Origin of the sequence: Rhodocytophaga rosea (assembly GCF_010119975.1) — a bacterium.
GTDB classification, from domain to species: domain Bacteria; phylum Bacteroidota; class Bacteroidia; order Cytophagales; family 172606-1; genus Rhodocytophaga; species Rhodocytophaga rosea.
On the sequence record NZ_CP048222.1, the window covers coordinates 4,218,883 to 4,233,310 of the forward strand.

Annotated in this window: 13 protein-coding genes; 6 read left to right on the plus strand and 7 right to left on the minus strand. The window is 39.8% G+C overall.

The window, feature by feature from the left end:
- Window positions 1-70: 70 nt before the first annotated feature.
- On the minus strand, window positions 71-1,324 hold the full coding sequence (locus GXP67_RS17455; protein WP_162444308.1) for a competence/damage-inducible protein A: 1,254 nt from the start codon (window positions 1,322-1,324) through the stop codon (window positions 71-73).
- A gap of 117 nt (window positions 1,325-1,441) precedes the next feature.
- Between GXP67_RS17455 and uvsE the strand changes: the two genes are divergently transcribed.
- The 5 genes from uvsE to GXP67_RS17480 all read left to right on the plus strand — a co-directional run bounded on the left by uvsE (window position 1,442) and on the right by GXP67_RS17480 (window position 5,207).
- Window positions 1,442-2,347, plus strand: a complete 906-nt coding sequence (uvsE, locus tag GXP67_RS17460; protein ID WP_162444309.1) for a UV DNA damage repair endonuclease UvsE — start codon at window positions 1,442-1,444, stop codon at window positions 2,345-2,347.
- Window positions 2,348-2,470: 123 nt separating this feature from the next.
- Window positions 2,471-3,610 carry an acyl-CoA dehydrogenase family protein gene (locus GXP67_RS17465; protein WP_162444310.1) on the plus strand — a complete coding sequence of 380 codons (1,140 nt, stop codon included), beginning with the start codon at window positions 2,471-2,473 and terminating at the stop codon, window positions 3,608-3,610.
- A 99-nt stretch (window positions 3,611-3,709) separates the two neighbouring features.
- Window positions 3,710-3,904, plus strand: coding sequence for a 30S ribosomal protein S21 (gene rpsU, locus GXP67_RS17470; RefSeq protein WP_162444311.1), 195 nt, complete (start codon window positions 3,710-3,712; stop codon window positions 3,902-3,904).
- Window positions 3,905-3,972: 68 nt separating this feature from the next.
- The gene (locus tag GXP67_RS17475; RefSeq protein ID WP_162444312.1) at window positions 3,973-4,854 is read left to right on the plus strand and encodes a phage lytic cycle repressor MrpR family protein; all 882 of its coding nucleotides are present in this window, start codon (window positions 3,973-3,975) and stop codon (window positions 4,852-4,854) included.
- Window positions 4,855-4,886: 32 nt separating this feature from the next.
- Window positions 4,887-5,207, plus strand: a complete 321-nt coding sequence (locus tag GXP67_RS17480) for an HPF/RaiA family ribosome-associated protein (RefSeq protein WP_162444313.1) — start codon at window positions 4,887-4,889, stop codon at window positions 5,205-5,207.
- 68 nt (window positions 5,208-5,275) lie between these two features.
- Here GXP67_RS17480 and metK read toward each other — a convergent pair whose 3' ends face one another.
- The 3 genes from metK to GXP67_RS17495 form a co-directional block, all read right to left on the minus strand.
- Complete coding sequence (gene metK, locus GXP67_RS17485) at window positions 5,276-6,583, minus strand: methionine adenosyltransferase (RefSeq protein WP_162444314.1); 1,308 nt, start codon at window positions 6,581-6,583, stop codon at window positions 5,276-5,278.
- A gap of 53 nt (window positions 6,584-6,636) precedes the next feature.
- Window positions 6,637-7,851, minus strand: coding sequence for a lycopene cyclase family protein (locus GXP67_RS17490; protein WP_162444315.1), 1,215 nt, complete (start codon window positions 7,849-7,851; stop codon window positions 6,637-6,639).
- A 158-nt stretch (window positions 7,852-8,009) separates the two neighbouring features.
- Window positions 8,010-8,426: a response regulator gene (locus GXP67_RS17495; RefSeq protein ID WP_162444316.1), complete on the minus strand. Its 417-nt coding sequence runs from the start codon at window positions 8,424-8,426 to the stop codon at window positions 8,010-8,012.
- Between the two features lie 296 nt (window positions 8,427-8,722).
- On the opposite strand from GXP67_RS17495, the gene GXP67_RS17500 reads away from it, so the two are divergent.
- Complete coding sequence (locus GXP67_RS17500) at window positions 8,723-10,393, plus strand: sodium/sugar symporter (RefSeq protein WP_162444317.1); 1,671 nt, start codon at window positions 8,723-8,725, stop codon at window positions 10,391-10,393.
- 105 nt (window positions 10,394-10,498) lie between these two features.
- Here the strand turns inward: GXP67_RS17500 and GXP67_RS17505 are convergent, their stop codons facing one another.
- The 3 genes from GXP67_RS17505 to GXP67_RS17515 all read right to left on the minus strand — a co-directional run bounded on the left by GXP67_RS17505 (window position 10,499) and on the right by GXP67_RS17515 (window position 14,352).
- Window positions 10,499-11,461, minus strand: coding sequence for an isoaspartyl peptidase/L-asparaginase family protein (locus GXP67_RS17505; RefSeq protein ID WP_232065289.1), 963 nt, complete (start codon window positions 11,459-11,461; stop codon window positions 10,499-10,501).
- Between the two features lie 123 nt (window positions 11,462-11,584).
- Window positions 11,585-12,022 carry a hypothetical protein gene (locus tag GXP67_RS17510; RefSeq protein WP_162444319.1) on the minus strand — a complete coding sequence of 146 codons (438 nt, stop codon included), beginning with the start codon at window positions 12,020-12,022 and terminating at the stop codon, window positions 11,585-11,587.
- 215 nt (window positions 12,023-12,237) lie between these two features.
- Window positions 12,238-14,352 (minus strand): peptidylprolyl isomerase, encoded by a 2,115-nt coding sequence (locus GXP67_RS17515; RefSeq protein WP_162444320.1) that lies wholly within the window; start codon window positions 14,350-14,352, stop codon window positions 12,238-12,240.
- Window positions 14,353-14,428 lie beyond the last annotated feature (76 nt).

Here is a 14,428-nt window from a genome sequence, read left to right on the forward strand (position 1 = left end):
TACATTATAATTTTACAGGTGTACAAAAGTAGTATTATTTATAATCAAAATAAGAATTGCCTTTCAATAGCTACTGCTGTATACCTAATGTTTGCCTGATTAAATTGAGTACGTGCAAGGCAGTTAATTGAATAGTTAGCATACGGTCAGTACCCAGTTGTAATTTCTTAGCTACCGTTTGTGTCTCATCTGCATAGGCAATCCATACGGTTCCAACCGGTTTTTCAGTTGTACCTCCATCCGGCCCTGCAATACCTGTACTGGCCACTCCTACGGATGTACTGAATACGCTGCGTACATTTTCGGCCATTTCTCTGGCTGTTTCCTCACTTACGGCTCCATAGGCTGAAAGGGTTTCTGCTTTTACGCCTAATTGATTTATTTTCGCCTGGTTATGATAAGCTACTATACTTCCCATCAAATACCTCGAACAACCCGGTATCTGTCCGATGCTGTAGGTAACATATCCTACAGAACAGCTTTCGGCAATAGCAATGGTTTTCTGTTGTGAAACAAGTAAGTTGCCTACAATTGTTTCTAAGGTATCCTCATCATACCCATAAATATATTCAGTAACCAGGGTTTTCAATACCTCGATTTGCTGTTGTACCTGGTTTTGCAATATTTCTGCATTTTCGCCGGTAGCAGTAAGCCGCAACCGGACCTGGCCTGTCGTAGGTAAATATGCTAATTTTATATGTGATGGTAGGTTATCTTCCCACTGTTCAATTTTAGTTGCCAGTACCGACTCTCCGATAGCTACGGTTTTTATCATTTTATGGTAAATGACCGGGGTTCGGAAATATTGCTGTAGTTTCCCCAGAATAGGATCGCTCATCATCGCTTTCATTTCATGAGGGACTCCAGGCATAGAAACAAATACTTTCCCGTTTTTCTCGAACCACATTCCGGGTGCTGTCCCTCTTTTGTTAGAAATAAAGGTACAATTATCTGGTAATTCAGCCTGCTTGCGGTTAATCTCTGTTAGTTCTTTACCTCTATTCCTAAAAAAAGCGGTTACATCTTCCAATGCCTGCTGGTGTATCGTTAATCCAGAATTAAAATATTCAGCCAGTATATGTTTGGTCAGGTCGTCTTTAGTTGGACCCAAACCACCGGTGATGATAATTATATCTGCCCTGGATTCTGCTTCCTGTAGTATTTCCAGTATTCTCGCCCTTTGGTCGCCCACAGAAGATTTTCTGACAGTTTTTACGCCTATCTTATCCAGTTCTGCACTGATCCACTGGGTATTGGTATCGGTAATTTGCCCATACAGAATTTCATCGCCAATAGTAATTACTTCTGCTAGAATCTCTTTCATACATTGTATTTAAAGGGTACACACAAAACAGCGCTCAAAATTACTAATTTCTTCTGTTTTCAAACCTCTATCGTCGGGAATCGTTATTTATATACTCACGCTCTTAACATCTATCTCATGAAATTACGTCATATCGGCTATGCATGTATAAATCTGGGTATCAACGAAACCACCAATCATACCTTTAGGCTGGCCAATTTATCTGAGGAACAGGCCGCTATTACCATCGCCAAGAATATTGATAGCCTGAAAAAGATTTTGGCCTGGAATGTAAGCCAGGGGATTAAATTGTTCCGGGTAGGTTCCTCTATGATTCCCTTTGCCTCTCACACTTCATTTACGTTGGACTGGCAGCGCATTTTCAGGGCTGAACTCAATGAAATCCGTACATTTGTACAAGACAATGGATTAAGATTGTCAATGCATCCTGGCCAGTATACCGTACTGAATTCATTCAATTCGAAAGTAGTGTCAGATTCAGTCCGTGAACTGGAGTGGCAAGCTGAGTTGATCTCGATACTAGACCCTCAGCAGGGATTACTTGTATTACACTTAGGGGGTGCCTATGGTAATAAGGAAGAATCGGTCCGACGGTTTGAAGAAAATTTTTATAAATATGCCAGTCCTCTGGTACAACAGAGGTTAACCCTGGAAAATGACGATACCACGTATTCTGTAGATGATGTATTGCCGGTTTGCCAGCGCCTGAACATTCCGATGATATTTGACTTGTTTCATCATAAATGTTTGCATACAGCACCCAACTGGCAAGATGGTTTAGAAGAAAAACTGGAGCAAATAGTGGCTACCTGGAAAGGCAAAGTGCCTAAAATGCATTTATCTTCTCAGAAACCCAATACCCGAACCTCACATGCGGATTATATTGAGCAGAATGATTTTGATGAAATGCAAGACTGGATGGAGAAAATTCGTCCTGAAGGAGAATACGACCTGATGATTGAAGCCAAGCTGAAAGAAAAAGCGGTTCAAGCCTTGCAGTTCCGGGCTGTACACAATGGGTAAGTGATTCTCAGTTTATTTCCTTATCCAAAATATATTCTGTATTTTATTGTACATTCTGGTTATCAAATGGGGTACATTTGTATAAATATTGCTATTTAAAGTTTTTATATAAACAATTAATGTATGCAAATTGAAGTGAGTGAGAATCAGGAGATGATTGCACAAACAATACGGGAGTTTGGAGCAAAATTTATACAACCCTATGTGCGGAAGTGGGATGAAACACAAGAGTTTCCTATTGAGATTTTCCAAAAACTGGGTGAACTTGGGTTAATGGGTGTCCTGGTACCAGAGCAATATGGCGGTGCAGGCCTGGGATATAAAGAATATGTGACAGCCATCGCAGAACTTTCTAAAATAGATGGCGCCATTGGTTTGTCTATGGCCGCACATAATTCTTTGTGTACCAATCATATATTATTGTTTGGCAATGAGGCTCAGAAACAAAAATACCTGCCGAAACTAGCTACCGCCCAATGGATTGGTGCATGGGGGTTAACCGAACCCAATACTGGTTCTGATGCTGGTAATATGCGTACGGTGGCCAAACCAGACGGAGATTACTGGATTATCAATGGATCTAAAAACTTCATTACCCACGGTAAATCCGGCAATGTAGCTGTAGTAATTGCACGTACTGGCGAAGCCGGAGATACAAAAGGAGCTACCGCCTTTATTATTGAAAAAGGAACGCCAGGCTTTTCAGCTGGGAAAAAAGAAGATAAATTAGGCATGCGAGCCTCTGAAACGACCGAGCTTATTTTTCAGGATTGCCGGATACATGCTGATTGTATGCTGGGTAAACCTGGAGAAGGTTTCATTCAAGCCTTAAAAATACTGGATGGCGGTCGTATTTCTATTGCGGCCTTAAGTCTGGGAATTGCACAAGGAGCGTTTGAGGCGGCAGTAGCCTATTCCAAAGAACGTACACAGTTTAATCAGCCTATTGCCCAATTCCAGGGTATTGCCTTTAAACTGGCGGATATGGCAACTGAAATTGAAGCGGCCAGTTTACTTACCTTCCGGGCTGCCGAAAAAAAAGACTTGGGGCTGGATGTGCGCAAAGAATCAGCTATGGCCAAATATTATGCCTCAGAAGTAGCCGTAAAAGTATCTACAGAAGCAGTACAGGTATTTGGCGGCTATGGCTATACAAAAGATTTCCCGGTGGAGAAATTTTTCCGTGACTCTAAGCTCTGCACGATTGGCGAAGGCACTTCTGAAATACAAAAACTGGTGATTTCCAGGTCTATACTAAAATAAATCTGGTCTGTAGGATAAAACTCAATTAAGATAAAAATCCTTTTTGAAATTAAGGATCAGCTCCTTATATTTGCAGTCCTCAAAAAACAAGGAAAAGCAATGATTATTATTAATATTAAAGAGAACGAATCAATAGATAAAGCATTAAAAAGATTCAAAAAGAAATTTGAGCGTACCGGAGTTTTGAAAGAGCTTAGGTCACGTACGTACTTTGAAAAACCCTCTATAAAAAGAAGGACTGAGAAGATAAAAGCTGCCTATAAGCAGACTATGTTTATGTCAGAAAATTCCTAAGTTTTCATTTACTTTATATTCCTTTTTGATTATGTTAGTACTACGAAGCCCACACTTCTGGTACTAACATGGTCGATTCTTTCCTGCAATACATACAGTACGAAAAACGGTGTAGCCCACATACGCTGACTTCTTATCAAACTGATTTACTTCAGTTTACCCAGTTTCTGGATACTGTATATGAATGCAAAACCCCTGAAGCAGCTATTTTCCCAATGATCCGCTCCTGGATCGTAAGTCTGGTAGAAGAAAAGCGCACTCCTACTTCTGTTAACCGCAAAATTGCTACCCTTCGTACTTTTTTTAAATTTCTGCTTCGACGCAATATAATCAGCCATGATCCTATGCTGAAGGTGAAAGCGTTAAAGGTGAACAAAGCACTGCCTCAATTTGTGGATGAACAAAGCTTGAACCAACTGCTGGATACATTCGAGTTTACTGATGATTTTGCCGGCACCAGAGACAAGCTGGTGATGGAATTATTGTATGGCTCTGGTATGAGATTAGCAGAAATGATTTCTTTGCAGGAATCAGACGTAAGTACCTATGAGCAAACTATTAAGGTAACAGGCAAAAGAAATAAGCAAAGAATTATTCCTATCAGTAAGCGGCTTATTGATTTAATTAATACTTATATTCAAAGCAAAAAAAACACTTTTTTTAACAATCATTCTTCATTTTTAATCGTTACAGATCAAGGAGAAACAATTTATCCTATGATGGTATACCGGATTGTACGCAAATACTTGGACCTGGCTACAACCGTAGAAAAGCGAAGCCCTCATGTGCTCCGGCATACATTCGCTACTCATCTGTTAAATAAAGGCGCTGACCTGAATGCCATTAAAGACCTGCTTGGGCATAGCAGTCTGGCGGCTACACAGGTATATACGCACAATTCGCTTGAAAAGCTGAAAACGATTTTCGAGCAGGCACATCCTAAAGCATAATTAAATCAAGTTCCACTTTAATTTTTAATCCTATGAAACTTCAAATGCACTCTATCCACTTCGATGCTGACCAGAAGCTGATCTCTTTCATCCAGAAAAAAGCTGATAAATTGGATACTTTTTATGGACGAATCATTGATGGAGAAGTAACCTTACGAATTAGAAAAGATGAAACACAGGAAAATAAATTAGTTGAATTAAAAGTGAGAATACCCGGACAGCTTTTATTCGTAAGTGAAAATGCCCGTACATTTGAAGAAGCTACTGATTTGGCAGTAGATGCTATGAGCAAACAACTGAAAAAGAAAAAAGAAAAAGAGACGGCACATGCTGCTGTAAATGTGCTCAAATAAATAATATATTATGCAAACAAAAAGGCGCTTATTCAATAAGCGCCTTTTTAATTTATGTTGAATACGTATTATAAGCCAAATGCAGCTTTTACTTTATCTACATAATCGAGTTTTTCCCAGGTAAAGAATTCTACTTCGCGCTGCTCTTCTTTTCTCACTTCCTCTTTACCATTTCCATTTTGCTTGATTTTCACCAGTTCCAGCTTTACTTTATCACTGAAAGCATCTCTTCCCATATGGCCATAAGCAGCAGTTTTAGAGAAGATCGGATTTTTCAAACCTAATCTTTCTACAATAGCTTTGGGACGCATATCAAAGATATCCAGCACTTTCGCAGCAATCTGTCCATCAGTTAGTTTTACTTTGGCTGTTCCGTAGGTGTTTATAGTAAGAGAAACTGGCTTGGCTACACCAATCGCATAGGAGACCTGCACCAGCATTTCATCAGCCACACCGGCGGCTACCATATTTTTGGCAATATGACGGGCAGCATAAGCAGCGCTTCTGTCTACTTTAGAAGAATCTTTACCAGAGAATGCACCACCCCCATGCGCACCTTTTCCACCGTAGGTATCTACAATGATCTTTCGGCCTGTTAAGCCAGAATCACCATGCGGGCCGCCGATTACAAATTTACCGGTAGGATTGATATGATAGATCGTTTTTTCGTCGAGCAGGTTAGCAGGGATTACTTTTTTAATGACGTGTTCAATAATATCCTGCTTAATTTTTTCCAGCATTTGCTTATCTGCGGCCAGATTAGCTTCAGGCGTGTTATCTTTCGGCTTTACAAAATCATCGTGCTGGGTAGAGATTACAATGGTATGTACCCGAACTGGTTTATGGTTATCGTCGTATTCAATAGTAACCTGAGATTTTGCATCTGGGCGGAGGTAATTGATTACATTGCTTTCCTTTTTGCGGATATCAGACAGGCGTTTTACCAGGCGGTGAGAATACGCCAGGGCCATCGGCATATATTCTTCGGTTTCTTTGGAGGCATACCCGAACATCATTCCCTGGTCACCAGCACCTTGCTCCTTATTTTCGGCCTCATCTACACCACGGGCAATATCTGCAGACTGGCTGTGCAATGTATTGATAATTCCGCAAGAGTTTGCTTCAAACTGGTATTCAGCTTTATTATAACCAATTTCATTAATAGCTTTTCTCACAACCGCATGAATATCAACATAGGCATTGGTTGTAATTTCGCCGGCTACCACTACCAGACCGGTAGTAACTAATGTTTCGCAGGCAACCCTTGAGTTAGGATCTTGAGCCAGCATGGCATCGAGAATGGCATCGGAAATTTGGTCGGCTACTTTATCCGGATGACCTTCGGATACTGATTCTGAGGTGAATAGATATGACATTATTTGTTTATTGTTGTTTCATTTTTTTGAATGGTGGCAAAATTACTACTTTTTTATTTTACAAATAAATTTATCTTCTTAAAAAACAATACATTAAATAAGCTTTTGAACACAGCCCGTTTGTTGTGCCAGCATACATCAGAAAGTGCCTTAAGGAAAGGGAGGTAAGGAGTAGTAGACATAATCTTCAAATCTTCTGCAAAGGTAGTACGCTCATCGAGAAACTTTAAAATCGTACCTGGCTTGTTTTTTTTGAACAGCACTGTAAAAATATCTTTAACTGAATGCCGGTTCTTAACCATAATATTAAGCAGCAAACTATCGTATATATTGTATCTACCCGGCGCTAAAGAAGACACATAAGGTTCGCCGGTTTTGACAAGAGATTCTACAATGGCCTGGGTTTGCTGCTGAATACGGAGAAAAGTATAACCGGTAGAAGCTTTGGTTTGTCCGCCGGCCGTGCCAATGTGTATAATGTGTTTACCAGTAGTACGCGGAAACTGATGATCAGTCATAGGAATTACTCCAAACTCTTCGTGTACTACTCTATAAGCTGGTAGGTGTAAATATTCTTTTACGTATGCTTGTAGCTGAGCAGTATAGATATCGGCAGGTAACAGATTACCTGAAAAAACAGTAAACTCAATTAAAGCCCGGCGTTTATCTAATGGCAATACATAAAAAAATCTCGTTTCCTTTTCTTGCTCAATCCTAAAATCCATTAGGGTGGCTTTTGCCGGATCGAAAAAATCTGTTTCAGTTTGAACTTCCCAGCCTTTAAAATGCTGTAAGAGGTAATGATTTCCGGCTTTTTTCGGCTGGTTCTGCCAGTTATACAAACTACTGAATACAAAATCTGCTTCGTAGATTTTTCCGTCTACATTTACGGCTGCACCCTTTGATTCGTCATAAATAGCTAAAATATTTCCGTAAACAAATTTGATAGTAGTATAAGGTTGAAGGTGTTGCTGCACATACTGGTAAAAATCAATACCCCGTATCATTTTGTATTGATAGGGCTCCAGGGGAAGCGTAGCATGAAAATCTGTACCATAGAAATCTACTACCGGCCACTGGCGGTATACTAAATCCTCAAATGGATTAGGCTTGTTTTCCCAGAAACACCAGGTACGGTCATTTTGAGTTTTGGGTGCCTTATCAATCAGTAAAATAGATTTATGCTGTAAAGGGCTTTGCGAAAGATGATATGCCAAACTTAATCCGGCACAACCAGCACCAGCTATAATAAAATCAAATTTTTCCATATACAGGAACAGCCTGATATAATCTTAAATATATATTTATCGGCTATACTTTATCATACCATCCTTACCTGGTTTTTGTTTTGTAAATAACTGGTTTTGAAGTACAAGTATCCAACTCATCTGTGTATTTTGGTGTCACACTAAGCAGACAGCGTATTTTAAATTGAGATAGTATCCATAATTTTTACGATCTTTTCTTCTGTAAGCGGTTTTTCAATGTAGGCACTTACCTGGTAACGTTTGGCTTTTTCAATGTCCCTCACATTAGTAGAAGTTGTAAGCAGAAATATGGGAATTGGATTTTTCTTAATATGCTCAATTTTTTCAAATTCCTCCAGAAACTCGAAGCCATCCATAACTGGCATGTTGATATCTAAAAAAATCAGTTGTGGACAGGGTTTGGAGGCAGGCTGCTGGTCGTACTGGCAATAATCTTTGATTAAATCCAGTGCTTCTTTTCCATTTCTGGCCAGATAAATATGTTCAGTTATTTGTAAATCCTGCAATATCATTTCTGTAAGATAATTGCTGGCATAATCATCATCTACAATTAATATACTTCCAAACTTCGGCATGGGATATATGACAAAAGGTGTATTTAATTTGAACGGCAAAACTAAGGTTTAGTCTGATTTTTCCGTACTTATTTCGATGAAATTGTATTTTATTTCGGTTATTGCCATACTGCTCTCCCGATTAGTGTCAATTCTATGAATGTCTCGATAATTTTTTATCTGTAGCTTGTTTAGCTTGAAAACAATTTACATTTTAGCAATATTTATTTTCACTTTTCTAAACCAGCACAATTCATCATAACAAATTTTTCCTACCCTTCAACTTTTACCTTTTCACGCGATAATTTTTAAAATAAATGGGACTACAAACCTTAGACTATGTTATCTTTTTTGTGTACTTCTGTATTGTGGCCGGATACGGATATTGGATTTATCAACGAAAAAAATCTAAAGAAACCAGTTCCACCGATTTCTTCTTAGCTGAGGGTTCGCTTACCTGGTGGGCTATTGGCGCATCGCTCATCGCTTCAAATATTTCTGCTGAACAGTTTATCGGAATGTCAGGTAACGGCTTTTCAATGGGTTTGGCTATATCTACGTATGAATGGATGGCGGCTGCTACACTAATAATTGTAGCAGTTTTTTTTATGCCTATCTACCTTAAGAACAGGATTTTTACCATGCCACAGTTCTTACGGCAACGTTATAACGAAACTGTAGCGATGATTATGGCTATCTTCTGGCTATTCCTCTACATTCTGGTAAACCTGACATCTATTTTATTCCTGGGTGCGCTAGCCGTATCTACCATATCAGGGGTTGATTTCTGGTTTTGTATGATTGGATTAGCTGTTTTTGCCATCATCATTACACTTGGAGGTATGAAAGTAATTGGGTACACAGATGTAATTCAAGTATTCTTTCTTATACTGGGCGGATTAGCCACTACATACTTAGCTTTAAATAAAGTTTCTGAACACTTCGGAAGTGAGGGTCTTAGCCGGGGCTTTGAATTAATGTTTTCCCAATCATCTGATCATTTCCATATGATTTTCCCGCAAGGGCATCCTTTTTATTCCTCTTTGCCAGGGCTTACTATTTTAATTGGAGGTATGTGGATTGTTAACCTTAATTACTGGGGCTGTAATCAGTACATTACCCAGCGGGCATTAGGTGCTGATCTGCCCACCGCCCGGAATGGAATCTTGTTTGCTGCATTTTTGAAACTGCTTATGCCAGTAATTGTGGTGTTGCCAGGTATTGCTGCCTATACTTTGTGGAAAGAAGGACTATTTCAGCAGGAAATGCTGACTAATGGTGAATTAAATCAGGACCGGGCTTATCCGGTGCTCCTTAATTTACTACCAGAGGGATTAAAAGGGCTTTCATTTGCAGCACTCACAGCGGCAGTAGTTGCTTCTTTAGCAGGCAAGGCCAATTCAATTTCTACGATTTTTACCCTGGATATTTACCAAAAATATATATCGAAAAATGCCTCCGAATCACAACTGGTATGGACCGGACGATTGGTGGTAGTAGTATCTATGGTTTTGGCTATCGTTTTATCACCTTATATGGGCATCGATAAAAAAGGGGGATTCCAGTTTATACAAGAGATGACCGGCCTTGTTTCACCAGGCGTATTTGCGGCTTTTATTATGGGATTTTTCTGGAAACGTACCAATTCAGCAGGGGCTATGTTTGCCATTGTGGGTGGCTTTTTATTGTCCTTGTTCTTTAAATTTGTGTTACCTGAAATAGTTAATCTGGCTCCGCTGGCTTCTTACGGTTTTGCTTTCCAAAATGCAGAAGGTGTGTATGAAATCCCTTTTCTGGACACAATGGGTTTTGTATTTCTTATTTGTGTAGTAGTTATGGTCGCCTTAGGTTTATCTGATTCGAAAACAACCACTAACCCGAAAGGACTCCGTATTGATGCGTCTATGTTCCGTACCCATTCTGGCTTTACTATAGGAGCACTTGTAATTGGTTGTGTTATAGTTACGTTATACGCTGTATTCTGGTAAAAAACAGTCTTAAAAACAAAAAATAACAAAGCGTATCAGATTGGGTCAAAAATGCCTGCTGATACGCTTTGTTATTTCCTCTATTTTAGGAGGTAGATTTAAAATCTATTTATAGATCAATACTTCAGAGGTGCCATCTGCTTTGATATATCCCCGGTACATACCTTCCGAATTAAATGGCATGGCTATATTACCATTTTTATCTAAAGCAATAATACCACCTTCACCGCCCATTTTTACCAGCTTTTTCATTACTACTTCGTCTGCTGCCTCCTTTACAGAGAGGCCCTTATAAGCCATTAAAGCTGCTACATCATACGCCACTACCGCCCTGATAAAATATTCCCCATGCCCAGTTGCCGAAACAGCACAGGTCTGGTTATCGGCGTAGGTTCCGGCACCAATAATAGGGGAGTCGCCCACCCTGCCATAACGTTTGTTTGTCATGCCACCGGTGGAGGTAGCTGCTGCCAGATTACCGAACTGGTCTAAGGCAACTGCACCCACTGTTCCGAATTTTTTACCTTCAAAAATAGATTGTTCTTCATCCAGACTTCCTTTATCTTCCGAATGATCGAGCTGGGTTTTTTCTTCCTGTTTGATTTTTTGTAATTGCTGGTAGCGTTGTTCAGTATAAAAATAGGAGGGATCTACGATTTCGGCCCCTTTTTCTTTGGCAAACTGCTCGGCTCCTTTTCCTGTCATGAGCACATGTTCCGATTTTTCCATCACCATCCTGGCTGTAGAAATAGGATTTTTTATGGTTGTTACGCCGGCGATTGCACCGGCTTTTAAGGTTTTGCCATCCATAATAGAAGCATCGAGTTCATTTTTGCCGGCATTGGTGAAAACAGCCCCTTTCCCAGCGTTAAATAATGGGGAATCTTCCATTATCCGAATAGTAGCTTCAACGGCATCCAGACTACTTCCCCCTTTTTTTAATACAGCATACCCTACCTGCAGGGCTTCATTCAGCTTATCTTTATAAGCTTTTTCTTTCTCCGGCGTCATGCTTTTCCGGGTAATGGTTCCGGCCCCTCCATGAATGACTAATGTGATTCTACTCATATCTGCCGACTGATTCTGGGCAATAGTAAATGTAGTGGTTACAAGAACCAGAAAAGTTATTACTACGTATTTCATAGTTTTTGTATATGAGTGTGGAAGTAATATCGAATAAAGAAATCCTAGCTAGGATCGCCAGGCATTCCAGGGAATACGGCTCAGTAACAATACTAACGCAATCAGATACATAATCGTAAGTGTTTTAAACTTACTATTATCTGTAGGAAGACGTTTGGCTCTGGAATACCCGATAGTAATAAGCACAATGGCAATGATATTAACCAGAGGATGTTCTACTACATATAGCCGGAGGCCAGGGTTTTTCATAGCTTCACCCATATTTGAGAGATTTCTTGCTCCAAGTGGAGAAACGAAATAGAGAACAAGGCCTATCAATAATTGAGTATGGGCAGCGATCAACGCAAATAAAGCGAGAAAGCGGTCTCTGGATGTAAAGGTTTTATTGCCAGCTAAGCCAATAATGGCATTTACAACCGCAATAAGTAGGGTAAGAAGTACGAGATAGGCCCAGTACGAATGAAAGTGTTTAAGTCCGGTTTCCATAAGGAGTTTATTTGTTATACAATCGAATATTCATTCCACTTCTTTCCTATTGTCTGCTTAATTTTATTTATCACGCAGACTTACAGGAAGGTTTTGCAGGAAAGATGAGATTCTGCAAATAAACAAAATTATTAGGGAAAGCCATTAGAAAAGCATTATAAAGAAAAAGCCAGCTTATTATATATAAGCTGGCTTTTAAAATATTTACTTAACGATTAATAGAATTTATAGCGTTTGTCTTCAATCTTGGCGAAATCTTTCACTGCCTCATTTACATAATAAGAAGTTCTGGACTTATAGGTTTGTGCCAGTTGATTTTTATACTGAGAGTAATCTGCAATGTCAGGAGCCGCAGTATATTTAGTCATTTCAATTACCAGTACACCATTTTCGCCAGAGAAAGGTTTTGTGCGCTGTCCTTGTTTCAGACCAAAAATCTTTCCTACCGCCACCGGATCAAAACCCACATTTTGAAGCGTATTGCTGCTTAAGGTTACATCCGTTGCTGTATTTACTTGTGCCTGGTCGCCATAGGCTTTAGCAGCAGCATCAATATTAGTTACGTTTGCTAACTTTTTAGTGATCTGTTCTGCCTTTAATTCATTTCTCACTTTTGAGGTCAGTTCAGTACGGAAATCTTCAACCGTTGCATCGCCTTTTTCTGTTTTACCAGTTAAAGTAGCCACTACATACTGATTGTCGAGCCGGAATACTTCTTTAGAAACATCACCAACTTTAGTATCCTCACTGAAAGCCCATCTTACAATTTCTCTGGCATTTTGCAGGGCATTAACATTATTGTCGTTCGGACGGAGTTTTTCAGCTGTAAAAGAAGTTAATGTTTTGTCTTTTTTCAGATTCTCCCTGAATTGCTCTCTATTTTCAGTAGTACCGGCAAACTGATCGGCTTTGCGGAAAGCTTCTTCTTCGGTAGCATCACCGGCAGAAATTACTTTCTTGATAGTAGCCAGTTTGTATTTGCGGTTGGTTTTAGGCTGCGTTACTTTAATGAGATGGTATCCGAATTCTGTTTCAACTGGATTAGGCAATAATCCGATTCCATTAAAGCTGAAGAGTGCATTTTCGAACGACTTCACAAAACCACCCCCCTGGGTATACCAACCTAAATCTCCTCCTTGTTGTGCTGTTCCATCTGTACCATGTACACGGGCCATTTCTTCAAAGCTGGCACCACCTTTAATCTGTTGCAGCACTTCACGGGCTTTTTTCAGCGCTTCTGCTTTGCCGGCATCTGTACTATCGGCACGGAACAAAATATGACTGGCACGTACAGAATATACGGTATCATCTTTAATATCAGATAATTTATAGATAGAATAGGTGTCGCCTTCACGGTAAGGGCCATACATACCTCCTTCGATGAAAGTAGCAATATCTCCCTGAAGTTGTTGTGGAATTTCAGATAGCGTTACATACCCTCCGTCAGCGGGCACATCTGTATTGGTTTTGGCAAAGGTAGAATCGTCCTGTGCAGAAGCTAGGCCTTTGGCTAAGTTCTTAATCTCATCATAAAAAAAGGCACTGTCCTGTGCAGAAGGCAGTACAGGAAAAGTAACATACTCGATAGTACGGGTTTCTTCTCCTTCATACTTATCCCGGTTGCGGTTCAGGTAATCTTCCAGCTGGGCATCTGTTACTTTAATGGTAGAATCAGGAATGCTGAAGAAAGGCACATACAGGAATTTCACGTCTGCTTTGGCTGTTTGAGATACATAGTCTCTTTTGGCTTCCTCCTTTGTTACATAAGAAGATAAACTCAACAGATTCTCATATTTGGTTCTCAGCCTTTGCGGACCTAACTGGTTTTCAAAATTGATCCATGCTGCTTGTTGCTGAGCAGGTAATGTATCAATCCCTTTCAGGTAATTGATCACAAGACTCTTATCAAACTGATTGGTTGCCGGATTAGTGAACGCCTGCTTAACGGCCGGGTGTACATTATCGCCTTGCACCATATCTTCCAGTTCATCATCAGATACCGCCAATCCTAATTTCTCATATTGTTTCTGGTATGCAATTTTTTCGATCAACTGATTCCAGGCTTGTTCCCGAAGACCAGCCATTTCTTCCTCTGTTGGATTTTTGCCGGTATTATTGGTGTAATTGTACTTCATTACTTCCAGTTCCTGGCTGTATTCCTTAATAGAAATATCTTCTCCGGCTATCTCACCTACATCCTGTGAGTTATTGCCGAGTATCACTGAGTTTGGACCCAAAATGTCTCCGCCCACTACAAACAAGCCTAAACTGATGGCAATTAAGCCAATAGCCCAGCCTGATTTTTCTTTAATTTTACCAATTAATGCCATTGATTTTAAATTGAAATAGAGGTGCAAAAGTACTAATATTAACAGGTAAAATCAAAATTTTACGTGCGTAGAATCT

Coding starts and splice junctions, on each gene's coding strand:
- GXP67_RS17500 (WP_162444317.1), top strand. CDS start 8,723: ATGGGACTACAAACCTTAGACTATGTTATCTTTTTTGTGTACTTCTGT.
- uvsE (WP_162444309.1), top strand. CDS start 1,442: ATGAAATTACGTCATATCGGCTATGCATGTATAAATCTGGGTATCAAC.
- GXP67_RS17490 (WP_162444315.1), bottom strand. CDS start 7,851: ATGGAAAAATTTGATTTTATTATAGCTGGTGCTGGTTGTGCCGGATTA.
- GXP67_RS17475 (WP_162444312.1), top strand. CDS start 3,973: ATGGTCGATTCTTTCCTGCAATACATACAGTACGAAAAACGGTGTAGC.
- GXP67_RS17495 (WP_162444316.1), bottom strand. CDS start 8,426: ATGCCGAAGTTTGGAAGTATATTAATTGTAGATGATGATTATGCCAGC.
- GXP67_RS17510 (WP_162444319.1), bottom strand. CDS start 12,022: ATGGAAACCGGACTTAAACACTTTCATTCGTACTGGGCCTATCTCGTA.
- GXP67_RS17505 (WP_232065289.1), bottom strand. CDS start 11,461: ATGAGTAGAATCACATTAGTCATTCATGGAGGGGCCGGAACCATTACC.
- GXP67_RS17480 (WP_162444313.1), top strand. CDS start 4,887: ATGAAACTTCAAATGCACTCTATCCACTTCGATGCTGACCAGAAGCTG.
- metK (WP_162444314.1), bottom strand. CDS start 6,583: ATGTCATATCTATTCACCTCAGAATCAGTATCCGAAGGTCATCCGGAT.
- GXP67_RS17465 (WP_162444310.1), top strand. CDS start 2,471: ATGCAAATTGAAGTGAGTGAGAATCAGGAGATGATTGCACAAACAATA.
- GXP67_RS17455 (WP_162444308.1), bottom strand. CDS start 1,324: ATGAAAGAGATTCTAGCAGAAGTAATTACTATTGGCGATGAAATTCTG.
- rpsU (WP_162444311.1), top strand. CDS start 3,710: ATGATTATTATTAATATTAAAGAGAACGAATCAATAGATAAAGCATTA.
- GXP67_RS17515 (WP_162444320.1), bottom strand. CDS start 14,352: ATGGCATTAATTGGTAAAATTAAAGAAAAATCAGGCTGGGCTATTGGC.